This window comes from Seonamhaeicola sp. ML3, assembly GCF_023273855.1.
In the GTDB taxonomy this organism is placed as follows: Bacteria; Bacteroidota; Bacteroidia; order Flavobacteriales; family Flavobacteriaceae; genus Seonamhaeicola.
This window is the reverse complement of the sequence record NZ_CP096884.1, coordinates 2857319-2883055: the sequence shown is the minus strand read 5'-3', so window position 1 is coordinate 2883055 and position 25737 is coordinate 2857319. Positions and strand designations below refer to the sequence as shown.

Sequence of the window (25737 nt, the reverse complement as noted above, 5' to 3'; positions counted from 1 at the left end):
CTACCTGTAAAGGGTAAAATGACCAACAAAACTCCTGTCATCTGTTGTGTCGTTTAACTTAACAACATACCAATAATCACCCGATGGCAATTCTTTACCATTGTATGTTCCATCCCATTTATCATCTACTCCTAGGGTTGCTATTTTCCTTCCATATCGATCAAAAATATCGAATGTTAAATTTCTGTACTGTGATGTACAACCCGGTCCCCATCCGCCATTAGCTGGTACGAAATAGTTTGTAACACATACATCTACAAATTCAAAGAATCTTGAAGCAGTAGCAACACAACCATTACTATCGGTAACAGTTACCGTATACTCTCCTGACTCATAAATTATGAATGTTCCTGTATCTTGGTAAGGTTCAAAACTGGTTTCATTAACACGTTGAACAGCAAATTCATAATTACCAGAACCACCGCTAGCTCTTGCCTCTATTTCATTAATACCCTGTCCATCGTCTAGTGCTATTTGTAAAGGCTGATATTGATTCACATCAAACAAAACCTCCTGCTGACAACCATTAGTATGTCTAACTGTTATTGTCTTGTTTAAACCTGCAGGCACATCTATAAAAACATTACTGGTTTGATAATTAATACCATCCAAAGAATAATCTAGCTGAGAAACATCTACACTCTCGTCTACTGTTACCGTAACTGCATTACTCATGGCATCAGTAACATCGGTACAATACTCTACACGTACCTCAGGGTCGAGAAGAACCGATTCTGGAAAAGTGATATTCCATTCAGATTCACAACCTTCAGCATCTCTTACATAAACAAGATGGTCACCACCACTTAAACCTGTAAAATCAAATATTGTTTGAGTTGCAGTACCTGTTATGTAAGTACCATTCGGATCATCTAAAGCTATACTGTAAGGAAGTGTCCCTCCCGAAATATCAATACTAAACTCACCATTCATATCGCCTTCACAGACCTCAGGAATTAAGGAGTTTGGTACTATGGTAATCATCACCGGTAAAGGTTCATCTATAGTAAAATCAAACAATACAAAACACCCTAGTTCGTCTTGCGCTATGGCTTGATAATTTCCTGGAGCTAAATCTTCGAATATTGGTGTATCAAAAAACTGATTCAATTGAGGTGAAATGGCATATTTAAGAATTCCTGTACCTCCTGTTGCGAGTATCTCTAATATACCGTTATTCTCTCCACTACAACTCACATCAGATACGTTAAAAGTTACTTGAAGCTGTAAATTTGGTTCTGAAATTGCTACTGTTGACGATGTAAATAAACAGTCGCCACTTTCTACCCTTATCTGGTAATCTCCAACAGGTAAATCTGTAAATACTCCTGGTGTTGTTTGAGTGGCTGGAATTGGATTTCCTAAAGTATCTTGTAGTGTATAAATATAACTTCCCAAACCGCCTTGAGCATTAGCAACAATAACTCCCGTTGTATCTCCAGAACAGTTTATCGTAGCGTTTGAAGTGTCTAAATCTAAAGTTAAAGCAGGTAATGGATCTATCGCTATTTGATTTGAAACTCCAGATACGCACCCATTGGCATCTCGAACATAATACATATAATCTCCGGGAGTAACGGAAAATGAAGTCGATGAACTAAATGTTCCTAAAATTGCAGTAAAACTTGATGTATTACTGTACTCATAATTTCCTGTTCCTCCTGTGGCGCTTAAGGTAAGCGTAGCATCTGTAGTACAGGTTTGAGATGTAGCTTTAACTAAACTAGCTTCGAGCTGAGTAGGCTCTGTTATAACGATGTTTGCCGTTGTAAATTCACAATTAAAGCCATCGTTAACGGTTACATTGTAAGTTCCCGCACTTAAATTTGTAAATATATTTGATGTTTGTGGCCCTGATGAACTCACTGTTGGAGCAACCATATTCAACACATAACTATAATTATTGCCTTGTCCACCTGATATACTTGTTACAGTTATTGTTGCATTATCATCATCAAAACAAGCTAAGGTTGATGGTGATGCTGCTATAGTAGCATTAATAGGAGTTGGTAAATCTAGTGTGATATTATACGAAGCAACACAACCACCGGCATCACGAACATTAACAATGTAAGCCCCGGCAGATAAATCTGTAAATGTGGCATTATTGGAATACGCTATTGTTGAAGTACCTGTTAATTCGTATTGGTAATCTCCCCATCCGCCACTAGCGACTGCAGTAATTGTTCCCTTATCGTTATCACAAGTTACATTAGAAGTTTCTGAAGCTACTAGCGTCAGTGCACTTGGAGGTCCTCCAACACTAATTGTCCCTGAACTTGTTGAACAAAACGGACTTGCTGTTTCAATAACAGTAATTGTATAATTATCGGCTGATAAGCCTGAAATTATATGTGGGTTTGTACTTGTATTTGCAGCAACAAGACCGAATACTGAAGCACTAGAACTATCAAAAACTTCATAGGTATAAGGTCCAGAATAACCATTTATATTAATTGAAATAGAACCATTGTTATCTCCAAAACAGGTAACAGGAGTTGTTGTAGTTGTAAATGTTAATGGGTTGGCTTCAGGAACTATAATAGTGGCATCTGCAGAACATGTTGTTACAGCATCTGTTATTGTTACAGTATATGTCCCCGAGGGCACTCCTGAAAAAACGTTACTGGTTAAACTTATTGAAACTGGATTAGGGCTAATACTATAGTTATACGTGCCAGAACCTCCATTACCTGTTACGGTAATTTCTCCATCATTGTTATTACAAGTTGGTAAAACCGTAAGTGTTGGAACAATATCTACCGGGGGAGCTATATTAACAGAAACCATATTACCACAGCCGTTGGCATCCTGAACTTCAATAGTATGAACCCCAGAGGATAAATTAGTTAACGTAAATGGAGCTGTTCGAGTCTGGTAAGCCCCTCCATCAATACTATAACTATACGGCGCTATTCCTATTGCAGTCAATGTTACATCAACTTCAAAGTTCCCTTCAGTTACGGTACATTGATTAGTTAAAGTTGCAGCAACAACAGGTTCTGGATCTGCCGGTAAAACAATTGCAGAAGTTGTTCTTACACAATTATAAGCATCCTTTACGTGTACATAATATGTATTGGCATTTACATTAAACGTATTTGATGAATTCCACGATGGATCTGTTATAGCTGGTGCTGAAGAACTAGTTGTAATTTGGAATACGTACGGTGCTGTTCCATCTTGTGCAACGGCACTAATTAGCCCAGAATTAGGATTACAATTAGCATTTCTATCAATAGATGCCGATATATTTAAATCTCTAGCCGATTCTGTGATATTAAATGGTATAGTGATTACACCACAACCTGCATTTGGACCAGAAGTTTCTGTTATCGAAACATAATAAGTGCCAAATGGCAATGGTCCAAGATTAGAAACAGATATAGAAGCTCCTGCAGGAATTGTTCCTGTGCCGCTTACTCCAGTTGAGATTAATGATAATGAATTAAATATTTCATAAGTTATATCTACCGAAGAGGCATATATGCTATTAACCGTAAAAGATACATTTCCATCTGCACTACCAACACAAGTAATATTATTTGAAGTTAATGCTGAAGTTGTTAATGTTGAATTTGTTGGTACAGATGCCGATGCAGTTTCATAGTAACTACAATTGGTAGCGGTATCATAAACTATAAATGTATAGGTCAAGCCGGGTGTTAACCCTGTAAAAGTAGCAGACTGACTTCCGGGTGCGTCTTCGGCAACCCATGTACCACCGGGTGGCGGAGGCGGAATAACGCCCGTATAGATATCGAAGTAAAACGGACCAGTACTTACCAAAGAAGTTCCAATATTTACAACTGCAGTACCTCCTGTTGTACAATCTACCGTAGTATTGATATTTATATCTAAGTCATCTGGTGGCGAGGCTACGAGAACATCCTGAATTAGCACAGAACATCCATTACTATCTACAACGTTTATTTGGTATAGTCCGAAATCAACAACATTAAACGACACTGAGGTTGTACCAGTGGTATTAAGCTCAGAATTCGAATAACCGTTAGTACCGGTTACAAAATAATTATATGGTGCTGTTCCTCCTGTAACATTGTCAATAATAACAGAACCAAAAGAAACCCCTCCTGCTCCACACGTAATATCTACCGAAGAGTGTGTAACATTAATAGGAGATGGTTCAGAAATAACAATAGTTTCTGTATCTGTACAAGATTTAGCATCTGTCAAGGTAATGGTATAAGTTCCCGCAGTTAAACCAGAGGTTTGTGTCCCATAATTTGTTGCTGTTGTATCATTATTTACATTAATGGTGAATGGCGGAGTTCCAACCGTATTATTTATGGTTACATCTATAGCTGCATTATTGTCACCATGACATAAAATATCCTGAGTTTGAACAACCGAAGTAATTTCGGGTAATGATATAGCAGCCACAATTATGACTCCTGATTGAACAGTACACCCTCTTGAATCTGTAACCTCAAATTCGTAGGTACCATCATTTGGTGTGGTATAAGTAAAAGTAGTACCTGTTATGCTAGTTGACGCTCCGTAACCGCCACTGTTATAAGATACCGAATAACTGTATGGTGCTGTACCTCCAGCAACTGATCCTGTAATGATAGCATCTGGGGAAGCTGTACAATCTAAATCTTTGGTCAATACCATATCGACCGTAACCGGCGGTAATGGTGTAACCGTGTATGTCTCTGCATATTTACAATTATTGGCATCCCTAACTTGGAAAGTATATGTTCCAGGAGACAATCCCGAGAATGAATTACCAGACTGATATGGCGTTATAGAACCAGCGGGTGCAATAATTTGATATTCTAAAGGAACAGTCCCTCCCGTAGCGTTTACAGTGACTGTAGTTGTATTTGCAGGACAACTTAAAGTTGTATGACTAAAATCTAAATCGGTTGGAGGATTTAATGGGTCAATAACGACTGGAGCAGTTATAAATGTACAACTACTGGCATCTCTTATAGAGATAGTATATGTCCCATCTGTTAAACCACTAAAAACATTACCAAGTTGATAGTTGATTCCGTCAATACTGTATGTATAAGGTGTTGTTCCTCCCGTTACACCAGAAACAGTGATAACACCATTGGTGTTACACGTAAAAGGTGTGGTCAGAGTAGCTGTACCATCTATAGCAGTTGCCGAAGTAATAGTGATGTTTTGGGGAACCGTTTCACATACATCAGAATCAAATGTGTATTCAACAACAACATCATAACTCCCAGCGGTTAAACCATTAAATACTGGTGAGTTAGAATAGGTTACTCCATTGTCGATACTATACCTTAATGTGTTACCATTGGCATTCAAAACATTGATAGTTATACCTCCACTATTGGGGTCTTCAGCACATGATATATCTGTTGTCGATATATTAAAATCTGGCTGATTAACCGCATCAATATCTATAGAAACATCTGTAGAACAGTTATTAGAATCGACAACTGTAATATTGTAAGTTCCTGCAGTTGAAACATCTATTGTTGGTACCGTTTGGAATGACGTCGTACTATTTACGAAGTAGAAATATGGTGGTGTTCCTCCGTTTGGATACACTGTTATTTCACCATTTGTACAAGTTAAAGGTTGTGTTATGGCTGCTGTAGCAGTTAATAAAGGCGGTTCAATAATATCGATATCACCTGAGTAGGTACAACCGTCTTCTGTTGAAATATTTACTGTATATGTTCCCGGATTGAGGTTACTAAATGTATAATTATTAGACGTAATTGGTCCTACACTATTTACTAAAGTGCCTCCCTGATAGATTGAAAAGAAGTATTGTGGCCTTACATCATTAGCTGCAAGTACTACACTTCCTAATTCACCAAAACACAAAGGCTGATTAATAGTAGTAGATACCGTAAAGTCCCGTTCTCTTATCTGAATATCCGGCACCTGAAAGATACAAGGATTTGGAGAAACGCCTATTTGTCTAATGAATGCTGTATAAATACCAGCAGTCGTTACCGAAAATGTATTACTCACTTGGTAATTAACACCATCAATACTATACTCATAACCACTAGGCACACCTCCAATTACTATCTCTCCAGGAGTTGTACAGATAATATCTCTTGAAGATACCGTTGGTACTAATACATTTTCGTAAACATTAAAGTAGTATTGATTAAAACACCCTCCAGTATAATTAAGCGTTAATCTATATTGTCCTGCACCCTCTATTAGATAATCTGGTCCTGTGGCTACCTGATTCCAAGTACATGCAGCATCTTCGTTTGCACAATCTTGGTTTAGTACAGCAGCACAGCTCGATTCGTCTAATCGTTCCCATATCATAGAGGAGGTATCTGTAATCCCTGTTTGAATATATCTTGAGTCATTGGCACCACATAGAAAGAAATTTGGTAATTCTTTACCGTCATTTGGACAAACAACGACTTGGTCTGCAAATGGAATTACAGGATTTGGAACGCCAGCTCCATAAGTAATCACATCAAAAATTTGATCGATTGATTGACAAGGTGCAATAGCCTCATTATGAACATAATAAGTTCCTATAGCATTTACTGTAAGTGTTTGCCCAGTACCTATTACTGGTGTCCCAGTAGGGCTTGAAGACCAAGTATATGCATCATAACCATCACCAGCTCTTAACTCTACATTGTCACCACAGAGTATAACATCTTCTCTGAATTGACAATTTAAATCGGAAAGAAAATTGGTCGCTCCAGGCGTGAGTAAACATCCTGTATTGCTATTAATACTAGGGTCATCTGATATTGTAAAACTTGGGTTTAAGGTACCATTATAAGTTGCATAAGCCTGATTATTGATGATATTAGAACAAGCATCATCCAATAAACTACAGTTTGCTACAACGGTTACCCTGAACCTTATTTCCAATACGGGATCAAATTCTTCAACAACAGAATCGTCTATTCTAAAAACAATTTCTCTTGTAACTGGATTATAACTGTCTACGGTTACTCCTGCGGGCAATGATACAATATCTGCTGGATAGTTAAATACAATGTTTGTAGGAAGAATGTCTCTTATAGTAAAATCAGTAGCGTTATCATTTCCTGTATTCTGAAAGCCAATTACATAATTAAGTTCATCGCCCAGGTTTACTACCTGACCACCAATATTATTTCCAGATATATCTTCAACAATTTTAGTTAACACAATATTGGGCTCTATAATATCAACTGCTAAAGCGAAAAAGTATGGAAAGAATGTATCTCCCGATGTTTCTAATCTCACAACAGCAGAGGTATCATCATTGGCTATAATTGTGTTTCCAGGATTTGGAACTACCATTACACCTGTATCAAAACCTAATGTATTAGTACTATTTGGATTTCTATTATTTACAGGCAAAGCACTCAATTGTGTTACCGAACTATTAAAAAAGTTAGTCTCTAGCCTATCGGCAGCTGATAGTCTAGTTCCATTAAGTAAAAGACGGTCTCCTAAAATTGGCTTATCTCCCTCTAATGTTGCAAAGGCAAAGTTTGCTCTTACTGGTGCTGGTGCTGGTACTGTTCTAAATCCTGAAACGGGAATATCTAAGTTTGGATTTGCTCCAGGAACACTAATAGCACTAAAACCATCAAAACTTGTAATAGATTTACCCGGAACTGTCGGGTCTTCATAAACAATGAATAAGGACCAGCCGGCCGAGTATCCAGTTCCGTTAAACGGACTAAAAGTTGAGGTCTGCCCTTGTGCACTAGACACGTTAGCTATGGTATATGTTCCTAAGTCTGTAGCAAATGAAGTTACTATACTGGTAACATCTGCATAACAAGCATAAGAAAAACTATCACCTCCATCTACTGAGCTTCCGTTAGCTTCAAAAATTACTGTTCCTGTAATATCGGTATATCCTCCTAAAGGGCCACTAAACTTTACATCTGTTATAGGTTCAGGACCATTAGTTACTGCACCCCAGTAGAGTCCTGCGTGAACTATTCTGTAGCATCCAGGATTTGGAATTACTAAATCTGCACTTGATGAACTGAATGTTGTGGGATCACTATCAATGTCGATATATCTCATATCAACATTGTGATTGTAAACAGAATTGTTGTTGAAGGCGTTGTTATCAGGACCTAAAATATTGTTTCCAATTAAAACAATATCGCCTTTTAGATCTTGGTCAAATCTAGGAGTAAATGGCACATAATTTTGTGAAAACATTTGTAACCCTACTAAAAATAGGACTAAACAGATGCTAAACCTTACATAAGTAGTTTTATTCATGGGCGTCTTTTTTGTACTTCTTTTTAGGGGCGTAAAAAGAAATATTCCCGGTAATATTTTTGACCAAATTCATCAAAAACGCAAGTATGCTTCTCTTTAACTTTAAATAAACGAAGACACACACTTATCGTCTGCGTAAATATCGTGAAATAATTTTGAAAGATGAAAGCAAATAACCATTTTTTATGCATTTCATCGGTATTTTAAGTATTTAAACTCGATAAAACAACATAAATGAAGTTTTTATACTACAAAAAATACAACTACTTATGTAATTAAGGAATAGGTTTTGTAAATGAGTTACTATGTTTTCTACTAAAAAAGTGCTTAGGTTTTAATTTTCAATTTTAACGATGGACATTTTAGCCTCATAAGCCTTTCTATCATCAGACCCCAATGTTCTTTGAGCATCTTCGATGGAATTGAATCTTTTGCTGTAAATAAAATACTTATTAGTGTTTACATCGAAAAAGAAGTTAATTTCTTTGTTTCCAGAAGCAATGACTTTTTCTAGAAATTCATCACGCTTAGTATTATCTTCATGTACAGCTATGACCATATAATAGCCACTTTTATAATGTCCATTATTCTTTATAATTTGAATATTCCCATTTTGTTCTTCACCAAAATCTAACTCATCAACAGTTAATGCTTTGGAGGAAGGCTTTGTACTTTTTTTAATATTAGCCAATGTGGTACTATCCTTAAAGAATCTATCCTTTTGATTATCGTAAGCAGCTCGCCTTATTCTACGTTTACGTTCAACATCAGTGGCCTCCTTTATCCTATCTAAAGAAGCCTCTAAATCTGCTTTTATCTGGACAGTTCTATCTAGTTCCAATTTAAGTTTTTCAATAGATTTTGTGTATGCTGAAATTAAAGGGTCATTTTCATCTCTAACTTTTCGTTTTCTTATTATCAATACAGCCTCTAATTCCTCAATTTGAATACGCTGGTTTTCAATGACCTTATCTAATTCATCTTTTAAAGTTTCTATTTCTGTATTTTCGGCGGTTACACTTTTAAATGCTTTTGGTTCAATATAAATACCTTGCTCACTTAAATCATTTTCTTCTTTTAAATCATCTAAATCTTTTTGCTTGATTGCCACCTTTTCGGTTAATCTACTTATTAAATTCTTTTGAACCGTTACAGAACTTTCAGCAGACTGATTTAATTCATCAATTGAATTTTTGGTTTCCTCATCAAGATTGGCTTTCTCATCAGATTTTAAAACTTTTTCTTCTTCAATTTTAGAGTCCTCTGCTAATTTTTGTCGTTCAGCTTCTAATCGCGCTTTTTCGGCTTCTTCTACCCTAATACGATCAGCTTCTTCAGCATTACGTTTTTCTTCCTCTAACTGTGTTTGCCTTTCTGCTTCAGCTTTTAATCTTGCTTCTTCACGTGCTTTGGCCTCTAATTCTTGTTGAAGTTTCAATGCTTCGGCCTTGGCTTGCTTTTCGGCTTCTTGTTTTCTTTGTAAGGCCTCAATTCTAGCTTTTTCTTCTAATTCTTCTTTTCGTTTAACCGCTTCTGCTTTAGCTCTCGCTTCAGCTTCCTTTTTACGTTTTATTGCTTCTAATCTTTGCTTTTCCTCCAGCTCTTTGGCTATTCTGGCTTTTTCTATTTCAACAGCTTTTAGTTCTTCAGCTGCTATTCGGTCTGCTTCTTCTTTAGCTATTCTTTCAGCCTCTAATGTAGAAGCTGTTTCTGCTTTATTTTGGGTTACTTCTGGTGTTGAGTTTTCTACCGGTTTAGAAGTTTCGTCAATAACTGTTTTCTTATCGTTTTCAACTACAGCATTATCATTAGTGGTTTGAGCTTTATCAGAATTATTGTCGGCAACCTGAATATCTTCAGTTTTGGATTTTCTTGGATCAGGCCTACTTGGATTACTATTAGAGGTTTTACGCTTGGAAATAGTGCGTTTTTTTCTTTTTGGAACAAAAACAGATCGCTCTTCATCATCACCACTGTAAACATACCTGTTATTGTTTTTAAATCTATATGCCACGGTGAACTCATGTGAATTACCAAAATCTGATAGCTCTCCCACAGATTGTTCATAATTATACTCTAAGGCTATTTCAGAACTTATATTAAACCCTAAGCCAGCCGAAGCTCCATATAAAGTATTGTAACCTACTTGAGCCCAAATACCTTTTGGTATTGTGAGCATTGCAAGGCCTGAGATAACTGTTGTTTCACTTTTAAATTCAGAACGTATTAACGTAGAAAACTTACTCTCATCAAAAAAACCACGACTATCCATGTAGCCAGTATACATAATATGAGCCTGAATGCTTTGTTCAGGATTATCCTCAATCAATTTAGATTGACTTAGGTTGTAAGAAACCAGATTATTAATCGATACTCCAAAGTCAAAAAATGTTGTTCCATAATTAATTCCGGGATTCACCGTTAAAATAAAATGTTCGGGAATATTCTGTAATGAAGGATCTGGGAAATTAGTTATAACCTTGGCCTCATTTATACCACTCTGATATGCACCAACATTCAATCCAAAAGTTAGGTTGTTATCTCTATTAAGAACTGCATTATAAGCCAAGTTAACTATACCTCCAAAAACCGTTTGAACCCCATAGTCTTGTTGAAATAAACCAATACCAGCTCCTATATTCTCACTAAATCTTCCCGAATAACCAAATAAATAGGCTTGAGGCGCATTATCGAATTGAACCCATTGGCGCTTATTACTAAAACTAATGACCTTATTCTGCTCACGAACAAAGCTAAATGTTGGGTTTATTACATATCGATTAAACTTCAAAGAGTTTCTTACAGGAAGGTCTAAAGCCACAACACCATTCTCTTGAGAATGGATGCATTGTGTTATTGAAACAAATAATATTAAATAAAGTAAATATTTATTCATGTTATTTGACTACCGTAATCGATCCTTTACGTGTCTGGTTGTTTGAGGTTGTGATAATATAATAGTAAACTGGGTTGATGTCCTTAAAATTTAAATTAGCAGGCCAATTGTTTTCATAATCATTTGTGTTTAAAACTATTTTACCTTGCGAATTCAAAATCATAACCTTTGTATTAGTGCCACTTGTAAACTGCTGTGGTATAATCCAAGTGTCATTAATATCATCTCCATTAGGGCTAATTAAATTGGGGATTTCTGCAACATCAGGAAATTGTTCTGTTACTCTGAAAACAAACTCTTTGGTCGAAGCACAACCAATATTTTGGGTAATAATCACCCTATAATTTCCAGATTCTGCAATCTCATAACTATTCGATGACGCAGAGGGCAATGAATTACCATCTCTAAGCCATTGAAAAGTTGGGTTAGTAGCTGAGGTAGTTATGTTTACAACAAGAGTTTCTCCTTCTTCCAATCTAATAGTTTCATCAACATCAATACTACTTGTAAACCCAGTATTTTCTAAATTGATACTTGCCGTTGCCGAGCAATCACCTAAATCTACAATAACTGAATACCTTCCGGATTCATTAGTAATATACATTTGTGCTGTAGCACCATCAATAGCCTCACCATCTTTAAACCACTGGTATGAGTCACCCGAAATAGCACTTAAAGTAGTAGGTCCATTCTCAAAACAGTATGGGTTTCCCAATGATGAATTTATAGAGGTACTCGTTTCCTCTGAAGATGCTTCTGCAACTGTAACTCGATTAGAAAACGAATCTGAAGTACATGATCCGTAATTTGTCTCAACGAAATATGTACCCGATTCTGTAACTTCCAAACTATCTCCTGAAGCGACGAATACAGATGTGGTCTCACTGGTTTCCTTATACCAGTTAAAAGTTAAGAAATCATATTGAAGCGGGGAGTCATTTAAAGGTCCTCCCGGATTATCTATTGTTAACAAATAACTATCTCCAGAACAAAAAACCGCGTTTTCAATTAAGTTGTTAATAGTAAATGGAGTATCTTGAACTTTATAGTAAGCAGCAAAAGCATCAGATGCACTACTAGTTGCTACAGGAGAAGTGCTTTTTATTCTGAGTTTATAAGCTTCACCCGCAGTATCAACAGGTAATGAAAAACTTATAGTCGCAGGGGAAGTTGATATACTTCCTGATGCTGAAGTAAAGATAGTTTGTGCATTAGAAAAATCACCCGTAGCATCTGAAAGTTCAATTATAAATGTATTGGAACTCGATATTCCAGATTCTGGAGAGAATGAAAAAGTTACGTTATAAGAATTAAATGAAGCACTGGCACAAGCCTGAGTAAAACTTAAATTAGGTTTACTAATAACTATTTGAGCATTTACTGAAACCGTAAACACAATAAGAAGGAGTACTATGGGTATAAGTTTCTTCATTAAATATTATTTGTACTCTTTTAATTATCATTTATTTCAAATCACACATTAATTAATCTTCTAAATCTGGATCTTTGTTTGTAGCAATAATCTTGTTTATTCTCAACCTATAATCAGGTTTTCTTTTATTTTCTATGTCAATAAAAGTTTCGTTGTTATTACTTTTAGAATATACATTGAAGAATGATGCATTGCCATACCAATTCTCTAAATCATCATTATTACTGTTATTTTCAACAAAAATGTTACCGTTACAGTTATTAAAATACATACCTGTAAACTTTATTTTTTCTAGATTCTCCTGATTAATGCTAATTTCATCGTCTAGAACAACAGCCGGATTAAAACCCGAGATTACCGTTTTGTTCATCTCCAACTTTGCATTAGTAGCGACATAAAGGGCTTCATTTACTAATCCTTTTTCAATATCTTCCTCTAAATTTCTACTATCGTTTAACATGGTGAGGTTTTCTGCCTGAACATAAGTTTCCTTTTTTGAGAAATCCATTTCACCTTTATTATCATAAGAAAGTATTTGAAGACATCTAGACCCCTCGCTGCTAGACACATATGGAGACCTTATAACTAAAGAATTGTCCAACTTACATTGGGCACCGTAATTGAATTTAAAGTCATTACTGCTATTCTTGAAACTAATAGCTTTATTTAGATTAACTTCTCCTCCTAAAATTTCAAAACCATCGCCGGCACTATGGCTAACCATTATATTTTCTAGTGTCGTTTTATTTCCTACACCAGCTAACAGCAACCCATTAAGATAACCAGCGCCTCGAACTCGCTTTCCAGCATATTCAATTCTAACGTATTTTAATATCCCCGAATCACTACACATATCTTCACCTCCATAGTTCACATTGGTATAGTTGGACGAATCTAAATTAGTATACAAACTTGATACCGAGCCATTTCCGAATTTATTGAGAGGTGCATCACCTAACAATATTAAACCACCCCAATCACCAGAATGTTTAATACTTCTGTTGGAAGAAAAAATTATTGGATCAGTTTCTGTACCCTCAGCCAAAATTTTGGCACCTTTAGATATAGTCAATGAAGCGCTTGAAGTATAATCAGCAAGAATAACCGTTCCTGGCTCTATACTGAGAATAGCATTATTTGATACAAATACACTACCAACGAGTAAATACGTGTCTCTTTTGTAGAGTTTCGTGTCTTGGGTTATATTTCCTGAAATGATTGTAGTTGGTTCCCTGTGATAAACTTGCTTTGGATTGAATTCAGTCCAATTATCTAACCAATTGGAGGCACCAACAATGCCTTTCTCTTGTTGTGCTTCTAGACCAGTTATTATAAACAATAAAAATATATAGGCTAAACCTTTAAAATTTTTCATGGCGAATCATTTTAAATTATTTTGATAGAATTGGGTTTCTGTTTCAAATATAGATAAAATCCACAAAACACAAAAAAAATCGACGAAATACTTTTATTTTGAAATAATAATCTTTCAAAAAAAATAATATTATGCCTTTTATCGAGTGTTGAATCAAAAAAAAGAGCCCATAAAGGCCCTTGATATTGTATTTACAGAAAAAGATTTTTAATGAAACTCACTATATTCATGTAAGGATTTTAAAGTGTCCTCATAAAATAAAATAGCAGAAATTAAATCATCAGTATCCGAATATGGTAATATTCTCTTTTGAAACTCTTCATTTTGTTTTAAAAACTCTGATGTAGCATCAAATTGATCGTCAAGAGCTTTCCTATTATCACTATCATTAGGAATGCCCAAAGTTGATAATGTTATACCTGGCTTTGTTGCAAATGCTATATATGGTAATAATTGAACTAAGCTTTCTATTCTTTCTACATAAAGTACTAATAACTCTCCCTTTTGCTTGCCATCCAATTCAGATTTACTATGATATTTCTTTATAGCAACTCTATCACTGATTATACTTTTCGGGTCTTTCTTTTTTTGTGCAAAACTTGTCCCAAAGAAAAGGAAGCAACCAAGAAAAACCAGGATTAATTTAAATTTCATTATGGTAAGATTTGTGGTTTAGTTGGCTAATTTATACATTTTAACGTAAAAAACAATCATTTTGTCTAATTATTTTACTTTTAATCGGTAATAAGTAGGTTTTTACTTCATATTTAATTCTTTAGGAAACAATTTAACTAATGTATTACCTGGTTTCAGTTCTTGCCAAGAATTAATTTTAAATTCAATAATCACTACACCACTTGTAGGAATATTATCAATAAATATGCTACCATAACTATTAACAAACGCTGTTATAGCATGGTTATGACCAAACAACAGTAAATTATTAATCTTATCATCACACTTCTTAATAACATTTATTAAGTCCCTGCCTTCAAAATCATATAATTTGTGATTAAACTCTAAAAGCTCTGAGTTTAGATCTAAATTTTTGATGAATATTTCAGCAGTAGACCTGGCTCTCAATGCATCACTAGATAAAATCTTATCATAATGAATGCTTTTTTTTCTTAAACATTGTGCTATTGTTTTAGCATCGTTTATGCCTCTTTCTTTCAGAGGTCGCTCGTAATCAATTACATCATATTTCCATGATGACTTGGCATGTCTTACTATAGTTAAAGATTTCATTATTTCGATTAAATGCGTTTTTTATCGACAAAAAGTTGTTTTTCTCGATTTAATTCAATTTATTTGTGACGTAAATTTAAATGAAATAATATTTAAACTTGATAATGGAGTTAATATAAACAACAATGCAGTTTTCGTTTAAGAGCACTTATCGGCAGATTAAAAGTATTCTTAATACTGTTAATCGAATAATTAAGTGGTTTAACTCGAATTTTTGAGCTAATAACCTGTAGTTGTTTTTTTTGTTATTGTATATAATTATTCAAAATTATGACCCCAAATCTAAATTTCGACTCTATATACAGTACAATAAATAGTACTGCTCCTTCTCAGTTTTTCCCTCGAAAACTTTATCGTTGTTTAAATTAACTATGAGACATTAGCCAATAGTAGTGACAATTTTTTTGCTATTGTGTCTTTATAATAAATTGATTAACAAAACACATTGAAGTATGGGAATTAAATTCTTAGTAAAATTAGGAAAAGGTCTTCTTTCAACTTTTTTATTGTCTACTTTTTTGCTTAATACCCAAGTAGTGTTGGCACAAACAGTTGATGATTTCAAACTAGAGATTTTAAACTACAGTGATCAACCTGATATTAATGCAGAGCATGTACATTTACTCTCTGTTACAAACAATACATCTTCAAAAGTAAATTACTCTCTATCTAGTTTAGGTGTTAAACCCAAATTAGAATATGAAGACGTAATTAATAATAAAGAAGGGAAAAGTTATCAAGAGGATAACTCAGAAATTCAAGAATCTGAAAGTTTAACAATCAGTTTTTTAAATGAAAGTAAAAATGCCGTTATAAATTTCATAACGGTTGATTCATTTTCTGAAGTTAAATTTTACGTAAAAGTTTTGAGAACTAATAACACAGAACAAGGCTCATCTTTATATCATAAGATTATAGTAGGTCCCGATGATTCTTCTATTAGAGAGCATGTTATAATAAGAACCGTAATACCTAATCCGAACTTATTGGGTCACTAAAAACACAAACAAATCATTAAGTATAGGCTTATGAAAATTTTTACCAAATCTATAAACGCTTCAAAACTTACTCTTGTAGTTTTTCTGTTATCTAGTGTGTACGTAAGTGCACAGTTGCAGCAGGCTTTTACGCCAAGATTTAATGAAGCCGTAAACGGGGATTTTACAATCATAGCAAACAATACCATTTCTACTTCGGCTACGGGAAACTATACAGGAGGAGGCAACAACGATGGTTTTTCAAACCTGGTCTATGTTGACATAGACAATGATGCTACCACTTTTAACTCCAGTAATGCAGATTTTGCTAACCCTGCCCCTGGAGCTAGTTGTTTAAATATCAAAAAAGTTTATCTGTATTGGGCTGCTGCCGATCAAGAACCTTCTGGTCCAGGATCGGACAACCAACCAACATGGAATTTTAATGATATTAAACTAATGCTTCCATCTGAAACTGCTTATACAACCTATACAGCAGATGAAGTAATTTACAGAGGTCTAGATACGAGATTTAGTAACGCTCCTTATATATGTGTGAAAGAGATTACTACTGAAGTTACTAACTTAATGAACAACAGCATTAGCCCTTACGGAACCTATCAGGTAGCGAATGTTGAAGGTAAAATTGGTTCGTTGAACGATTATCAAACAGGAATACCTACAGGTGTTTCTGGTGGATGGCAAATAGTGTTCGTATACGAAAGCCCAACACTACCAAGAAAAAATATTGCAATCTTTGATGGGTATGCCCATGTAAAAAATGGCAGTGGAAGTTATAATATAGACTTCAATGGATTCCAAACTGTACCTACTGGTAATGTTAGTGCTAACATATTAGTTGGTGCCTTGGAAGGAGACCAAGGTTATGGAGGGGATAGACTACAAATTGAAAATGTTTCTAATACATTTATTGATTTATCAACCTCACCAACAGCTCCGATAAGAACAACATCAAATTTCTTCAATAGTAGAATTACAATTGATAACAACAACTTTTTAGACAGGGTTCCTGCAAGTACAAACACATTAGGTTTTGATGCTGCTGTGTTTCAATTGGACAACCCTGGAAATACAATAATAGGGAATAACCAAACATCTGCAACAATAAGACTAACTTCAAACCAAGAAACGTATGGTTTATTTTTATTAGGTTTATCTGTTGATATTTGGGCCCCTGACTTTAGTAATATTCAATTAACTTTAGATACTGCCTCTACCACATTTAATCCTGGAGATACTTTTGGTGGAAGCTTTTCAATTGAGAATAAAGGAAATGATAATGCCAAAGACTTGAAAATATCAGCTACTTTACCTCCACAAGTAATGTTAGTTGAGGATAACCTAATACCTACTCCATCTTTCCCTACTGGAGTGACATATACTTATAATCCAGTCACTAACTTTGTTGAGTTTTCAATTCCTGACGATATTGTTGAGGCCGGTGACCCTGGATTTAATATAGATTTTGATTTTCAAGTTAAAGATGCCTGTTTCTTCTTAGAAGACAACTGTGATCTTGATTTTAATTTACAACTTATAGCTAGTTATTCAGGTGAACAAAATCCAGAGGTGGTAACTACAAACAGTTCTGCAAATCTTGATGCCTGTGGTGTAGGAATAAAAGACCCTATACTAATTAACATAAATCAACCGAGTATATCTTGGCAAACGCTACCAAACAGCCTAGATAGAACGATTGAATGTGATGACATAAATGAATTGAATAATGCTCAAGCACTATTCCCTAGTACTAACATATGTACTCCTACATTAGTAAAAACAAGTGGACCATTTGTTGAAGACGTTAATTGTCAAAATGCGGGAACCTATACAAACAGTTGGAGTTTTACTGATGAATGTGGTGAAACATTAGCTAATTTTACTCAAACGATAACAATAATAGATACTACCGCTCCTACAATTGATACTCCTGCTAGTGATAGCACTGTGCAGTGCGATGGTGCCGGTAATACTTCAGATTTAAATACTTGGCTGTCGAACAACGGTGGGGCGACCGCTTCAGATTCTTGTGGTGGCGTAACCTGGGCCAATGACTTCAGCGCACTTAGTGACGACTGTGGTGAAACCGGTTCGGCTACTGTGACATTCACAGCAACAGATGACTGTGGAAATTCAAGTACAACTACAGCGACCTTCACCATTGAAGACGCAACACCTCCAACTATTGACACTCCTGCTAGCGATAGCACTGTACAATGCGACGGTGCTGGTAATACTTCAGATTTAAATACTTGGCTGTCGAACAACGGTGGTGCTACTGCTTCAGATACTTGTGGTGGTGTAACCTGGTCTAACGATTTTAGCACACTCAGCGATGATTGTGGTGAGACCGGTACGGCTACAGTGACATTTACAGCAACTGATGACTGTGGAAATACGAGCACGACAACAGCTATCTTTACAATTGAAGACACTACACCTCCAACAATCGATACTGCTGCTAGCGATAGTATTATCGAATGTGATGGAACTGACACCATTGCTGTATTAACTGCTTGGTTAAATTCTAACGGTGGTGCAACTGCCTCAGATTCTTGTAGCGATGTAACATGGTCGAATGATTATACTGACATAAATTATATTTGTGCAGTGACAGGTTCAGTAACTATTGTTTTCACAGCTACTGACGATTGTGGGAATTCTAATTCAACAACCGCAACATTTACTGTTACAGACAATACCCCTCCAACAATTGACACTGCTGCTAGTGATAACACTGTACAATGTGACGGAGCTGGAAATACATCAGACCTTAATACTTGGTTGGCAAATAACGGTGGCGCTGTAGCTTCAGATACTTGTAGCAATGTCACTTGGTCCAACGACTTCAGCGCACTTAGCGATGATTGTGGAGAGACCGGTACGGCTACTGTTACCTTTACAGCAACAGATGACTGTGGAAACTCGAGCACTACTACGGCGACATTCACTATTGAAGACACCACGCCTGCTACCATCGATACAGCAGCTAGCAATAGCACTGTGGAATGTGACGGAGCTGGAAATACATCAGACCTTAATACCTGGTTGGCAAACAACGGTGGCGCTGTAGCTTCAGATGCTTGTAGCAATGTCACTTGGTCCAACGACTTCAGCGCACTTAGCGATGATTGTGGAGAGACTGGTACGGCTACTGTAACCTTCACAGCAACTGATGACTGTGGAAACTCGAGCACTACTGCGGCGACATTCACTATTGAAGACACAACGCCTCCTACCATCAATACAGCAGCTAGCAATAGTACTGTGGAATGTGACGGGGCTGGAAATACATCAGACCTTAATACCTGGTTGGCAAACAACGGTGGCGCTGTAGCTTCAGATGCTTGTAGCAATGTCACTTGGTCCAACGACTTCAGCGCGCTTAGCGATGATTGTGGAGAGACCGGTACGGCTACTGTAACCTTTACAGCAACAGATGACTGTGGAAACTCGAGCACTACTACGGCGACATTCACCATTGAAGACACAACGGCACCTTCATTAACAGTGCCTGCCGATATCACAGTAGAATGTACTGCAGATACCTCTTCTGCTAGTACAGGAGAAGCTACTAGCTCTGATACTTGTGGTGATGTTACAATCACACAATCCGATGCTACCGTTGCTGGTCCTTGTGGTAATACTGTGATAATAACAAGAACATGGACGGCTACTGATGCTTGTGGCAACAGTACTTCTCAAACACAAACAATTACGACTGAAGATACTACAGCACCTACTTTAAACGTACCTGCTGATGTAACTATTGAATGTACAGAAGATGAATCGTCTGCCAATACTGGTCTTGCAACTGGTTCGGATACCTGTGGGGATGTGACCATTACGGAAAGTGATGCGGTTGTTACTGCTTGCGGTAACTCCAAGACCATCACAAGAACATGGACAGCTACGGATGCCTGTGGGAACAGTACTTCGGGAACACAAACAATTACTGTTGAGGATACAACACCTCCTACGTTAACAGTACCTGCCGATGTGACCATTGAGTGTACCGAGGATGAATCCTCAGCCAATACTGGTGTTGCAACTGCTTCTGATACCTGTGGGGACGTGACCATCACTGAATCGGATAACGTTGTGGAATCGTGCGGGAACACCAAGACCATTACTAGGACTTGGACCGCTACAGATGCCTGTGGGAACGAAACTTCAAATACACAGACCATTACCGTGGTGGATACGACACCGCCGGTAATTGACAATACAAATACAGCCAACATCGAGATAGAGTGCGGTGTAACAGACCCTACCGACTTAGATGACTGGTTGAACAATAACGCTGGCGCTACGGCAACGGATACCTGTGGTACGGTAGCATGGAGCAACGATTATGGATCGGATAATTCAGTACAGTGCGACAACGGTGCCATTACCGTAACGTTCACCGCTACGGATGAATGTGGGAACTCTAGCTCGACTACCGCAACCTACCTAATAAAGGATACAGATGCTCCGACCATCACTCAACAGGCCTCCAACGAGACCGTGGAATGCGATGGTGCAGGCAATACCTCCGATTTAAACACTTGGCTATCGAACAACGGTGGGGCTACGGCTACAGATGCCTGTAGTACCGTAACATGGTCCAACGACTTCAGCGCGCTTAGCGACGACTGTGGCGAGACCGGTTCGGCTACTGTGACATTTACCGCTACAGATGCCTGTGGAAACACAAGTACAACTACCGCTACATTTACCATTGAGGATACTACGGCTCCTAGCCTAACGCTTCCCGATGATGTGACCGTGGAATGTACCGACGATACCTCTTCTGCCAATACAGGGGTCGCTACAAGTACCGATACCTGTGGAAACGTTACTATAACTCAATCTGATGTTAGCGTGGCCGGACCTTGTGGGAATACTGTTGTAATTACAAGGACTTGGACCGCTACGGATGAATGTGGCAATGCCACTTCTGCTGTACAGACCATTACAACGGAAGATACGACACCTCCTACGTTAACAGTACCTGCCGATGTGACTATTGAGTGTACCGAGGATGAATCGTCTGCAAATAACGGTGTTGCAACTGCTTCTGATACTTGTGGGGACGTGACCATCACTGAATCGGATAACGTTGTGGAATCGTGCGGGAACACCAAGACCATTACTAGGACTTGGACCGCTACAGATGCCTGTGGAAACGAAACTTCAAATACACAGACCATTACCGTGGTGGATACAATACCGCCGGTAATTGACAATACAAATACAGCCAACATCGAGATAGAGTGCGGTGTAACAGATATCAGCAACCTAGACGACTGGTTGAACAACAACGCTGGCGCTACGGCAACGGATACCTGTGGTATAGTGGCATGGAGCAACGATTATGGATCGGATAATTCAGTACAGTGCGACAACGGTGCCATTACCGTAACGTTCACCGCTACAGATGAATGTGGAAACTCTAGCTCGACTACCGCAACCTACCTAATAAAGGATACAGATGCTCCGACCATCACTCAACAGGCCTCCAACGAGACCGTGGAATGCGATGGTGCAGGCAATACCTCCGATTTAAACACTTGGCTATCGAACAACGGTGGGGCTACGGCTACAGATGCCTGTAGTACCGTAACATGGTCCAACGACTTCAGCGCGCTTAGCGACGACTGTGGCGAGACCGGTTCGGCTACTGTGACATTTACCGCTACAGATGCCTGTGGAAACACAAGTACAACTACCGCTACATTTACCATTGAGGATACTACGGCTCCTAGCCTAACGCTTCCCGATGATGTGACCGTGGAATGTACCGACGATACCTCTTCTGCCAATACAGGGGTCGCTACAAGTACCGATACCTGTGGAAACGTTACTATAACTCAATCTGATGTTAGCGTGGCCGGACCTTGTGGGAATACTGTTGTAATTACAAGGACTTGGACCGCTACGGATGAATGTGGCAATGCCACTTCTGCTGTACAGACCATTACAACGGAAGATACGACACCTCCTACGTTAACAGTACCTGCCGATGTGACTATTGAGTGTACCGAGGATGAATCGTCTGCAAATAACGGTGTTGCAACTGCTTCTGATACTTGTGGGGACGTGACCATCACTGAATCGGATAACGTTGTGGAATCGTGCGGGAACACCAAGACCATTACTAGGACTTGGACCGCTACAGATGCCTGTGGAAACGAAACTTCAAATACACAGACCATTACCGTGGTGGATACAATACCGCCGGTAATTGACAATACAAATACAGCCAACATCGAGATAGAGTGCGGTGTAACAGATATCAGCAACCTAGACGACTGGTTGAACAACAACGCTGGCGCTACGGCAACGGATACCTGTGGTATAGTGGCATGGAGCAACGATTATGGATCGGATAATTCAGTACAGTGCGACAACGGTGCCATTACCGTAACGTTCACCGCTACAGATGAATGTGGAAACTCTAGCTCGACTACCGCAACCTACCTAATAAAGGATACAGATGCTCCGACCATCACACAACAGGCCTCTAACGAGACCGTGGAATGCGATGGTGCAGGCAATACCTCCGATTTAAACACTTGGCTATCGAACAACGGTGGGGCTACGGCTACAGATGCCTGTAGTACCGTAACATGGTCCAACGACTTCAGCGCGCTTAGCGACGACTGTGGCGAGACCGGTTCGGCTACTGTGACATTTACCGCTACAGATGCCTGTGGAAACACAAGTACAACTACCGCTACATTTACCATTGAGGATACTACGGCTCCTAGCCTAACGCTTCCCGATGATGTGACCGTGGAATGTACCGACGATACCTCTTCTGCCAATACAGGGGTCGCTACAAGTACCGATACCTGTGGAAACGTTACTATAACTCAATCTGATGTTAGCGTGGCCGGACTTTGTGGGAATACTGTTGTAATTACAAGGACTTGGACCGCTACGGATGAATGTGGCAATGCCACTTCTGCTGTACAGACCATTACAACGGAAGATACGACACCTCCTACGTTAACAGTACCTGCCGATGTGACTATTGAGTGTACCGAGGATGAATCGTCTGCAAATAACGGTGTTGCAACTGCTTCTGATACTTGTGGGGACGTGACCATCACTGAATCGGATAACGTTGTGGAATCGTGCGGGAACACCAAGACCATTACTAGGACTTGGACCGCTACAGATGCCTGTGGAAACGAAACTTCAAATACACAGACCATTACCGTGGTGGATACGACACCGCCGGTAATTGACAATACAAATACAGCCAACATCGAGATAGAGTGTGGTATTGGAGATACTGCATCAGATTTAGATAACTGGTTAAATAATAATGCAGGAGCAACGGCAACAGATACTTGTGGGACGGTGACTTGGAGTAACAACTATGGTTCTGACACCTCTGTTCAATGTGATAACGGAGCTATAACAGTTACTTTCACTGCTACAGATGAATGTGGTAATGCTTCTACAACAACAGCTACATATCTTGTAAAAGATACGCAAGGCCCAACTGTAGATACAGCTCAAGGTGCATTAGATGTTACTATAGAATGTAGTGATGTAGATGGATTATCAAACGCCTTAAGTCAAGCTCCAACTGCAAGTGATGATTGTAGTGAAGTAACTATACAACTAGTAAGTGATATTACAACTCAAGATCCAGATTGTCCGAACGCCTATGTTCAAGTAAGAACATGGAACTTTACGGATGCATGTGATAATGTAAGTGAAAACTTTGTTCAGACTATAACAATCGTTGATACAACAGCTCCTGAACTTACATTACCAGCAAATGTATCTGCAGAATGTAGTGACGATTTATCTCCTGTATCATTTGGTGTTGCAACTGCAACAGATAATTGTGATACAAACCCGATAATAACATTTAGCGATGTTAGAACCGATGGAGAATGCTCTGGAACATTTACGATAACACGTACATGGACTGCTACTGATGCTTGTGGAAATTCTATATCAGCAGATCAAATCATTTCCACTTCAGATACAACAGCACCAGATTTCGATCAGAGTGTATTACCGGCAGATGTTACAGTTGAATGTACAGGAGTTCCAAGTGCAGAAACTTTAACAGCAACCGATAATTGTGGCGATGCTACTGTTACTGTAGAAGATGTTAGAACCGATGGAAATTGTCCTTCTAACTATACTATTACAAGAACATATACAGCAACCGATGATTGTGGTTTAACCAAAACACATGTTCAAATAATTACAGTACAAGATACTACTGCTCCAGAGTTCGTAGAATCTTTACCACTAGCTACATTAGTTGTTGAATGTGATTCTGTGCCAGATGCAGAAACACTTACTGCCACTGATAATTGTGGAAGTGCTAGTGTAACTGTAGAGGATATAAGAACAGATGGTACATGCCCTAACAATTACACTATAGCGCGTACGTGGACAGCTACAGATGAATGTGGATTGACAACAACGCATACTCAAACAATTATAGTCCAGGATACAACAGCACCAGTTTTCGAATCTGACCTACCTGGTAATGTGACTGTTGAATGTGATGAAATACCAGATGTTTCAACTATAGAGGCTTCTGATAATTGTGGAGAAGCAGTAGTTACTGTTGAAGATGTAAGAACAGACGGTGATTGTCCTTCAAATTATATAATCTCAAGAACTTGGACTGCTACAGATGAGTGTGGCTTAACAACAACGCATACTCAAATTATAACTGTTCAGGATACAACAGCACCTACACCATCTTCTACTTATGAAGAAGTTATCGATGTAAGTTGTACAGATATCCCTGAAGCACCAGAATTAACATTCACAGACAATTGTACTTCAAATATTACTGTGGTTTTCAATGAAACCAGTACTTATGAAGAGTTAGCGTACGAGGATTACACGATTACCAGAACTTGGACTGTAAGAGATGAATGTAATAATGAGGCGGTATATACACAAATTGTTAATGTCACTCTTGATGAAGTTATCACAGATGTTACCGCACCAGATTGGTGTTTCGACGAAGGCATTGTAAATCTAAATGATTTCATTGATTCTGAGTTGAATACAGATGGTTCATGGGAAATGATTGAAGGTGATACCGCAGCTACTCTAAACGGAAATATTTTTAATCCAACAACCTTAGAGTTAAGTTTCGATTTCCTTCCAGATGATGGTGGTATTGATTATAGATTTAGATATACAACAACCGATGGTACTTGTATAAATATTACAGAAGTTACCATGAACGTTCATGCCGACTGTGTAGTATTACCTTGTGGCGAGAAAGATGTTGTGATATCTAAGGCAATTACACCAAATGGTGATCAATTCAACGAGACTTTCGAAATTGGTGGAATTGAGTTGTGTGGATTCGAATATGAAGTAAAAATCTTTAACAGATGGGGTGCTTTGGTTTATGAATCTGATAACTATCAAAATGATTGGAACGGAACAAGTTCTGGATCCTCTTTTGGTAACGCAGGTCAAGTACCTAACGGAACATATTATTATATCATAAATATAAAAGATAGTGGATTGCCTCCATTTACAGGACCAGTTTATGTCGGAACCAAATAAAAACCTT

General features: G+C 37.9%; 8 protein-coding genes. 2 read left to right on the top strand and 6 right to left on the bottom strand.

Annotated features, from left to right (window positions below; genetic code table 11):
- The 6 genes from M0214_RS12370 to M0214_RS12345 form a co-directional block, all read right to left on the bottom strand.
- Positions 1 to 8226, bottom strand: coding sequence for a T9SS type B sorting domain-containing protein (locus tag M0214_RS12370; RefSeq protein WP_248722877.1), 8226 nt, complete (start codon positions 8224 to 8226; stop codon positions 1 to 3).
- Positions 8227 to 8560: 334 nt separating this feature from the next.
- Positions 8561 to 11122, bottom strand: a complete 2562-nt coding sequence (locus tag M0214_RS12365) for a PorP/SprF family type IX secretion system membrane protein (protein ID WP_248722876.1) — start codon at positions 11120 to 11122, stop codon at positions 8561 to 8563.
- A 1-nt stretch (position 11123) separates the two neighbouring features.
- The gene (locus M0214_RS12360; protein ID WP_248722875.1) at positions 11124 to 12554 is read right to left on the bottom strand and encodes a gliding motility-associated C-terminal domain-containing protein; all 1431 of its coding nucleotides are present in this window, start codon (positions 12552 to 12554) and stop codon (positions 11124 to 11126) included.
- A gap of 52 nt (positions 12555 to 12606) precedes the next feature.
- Positions 12607 to 13929, bottom strand: coding sequence for a hypothetical protein (locus M0214_RS12355; protein ID WP_248722874.1), 1323 nt, complete (start codon positions 13927 to 13929; stop codon positions 12607 to 12609).
- Between the two features lie 207 nt (positions 13930 to 14136).
- On the bottom strand, positions 14137 to 14583 hold the full coding sequence (locus tag M0214_RS12350) for a hypothetical protein (RefSeq protein ID WP_248722873.1): 447 nt from the start codon (positions 14581 to 14583) through the stop codon (positions 14137 to 14139).
- A gap of 102 nt (positions 14584 to 14685) precedes the next feature.
- On the bottom strand, positions 14686 to 15177 hold the full coding sequence (locus tag M0214_RS12345; protein ID WP_248722872.1) for a histidine phosphatase family protein: 492 nt from the start codon (positions 15175 to 15177) through the stop codon (positions 14686 to 14688).
- Positions 15178 to 15629: 452 nt separating this feature from the next.
- On the opposite strand from M0214_RS12345, the gene M0214_RS12340 reads away from it, so the two are divergent.
- The gene (locus tag M0214_RS12340; RefSeq protein ID WP_248722871.1) at positions 15630 to 16175 is read left to right on the top strand and encodes a hypothetical protein; all 546 of its coding nucleotides are present in this window, start codon (positions 15630 to 15632) and stop codon (positions 16173 to 16175) included.
- Between the two features lie 30 nt (positions 16176 to 16205).
- On the top strand, positions 16206 to 25730 hold the full coding sequence (locus tag M0214_RS12335) for a gliding motility-associated C-terminal domain-containing protein (RefSeq protein WP_248722870.1): 9525 nt from the start codon (positions 16206 to 16208) through the stop codon (positions 25728 to 25730).
- Positions 25731 to 25737: the final 7 nt, after the last annotated feature.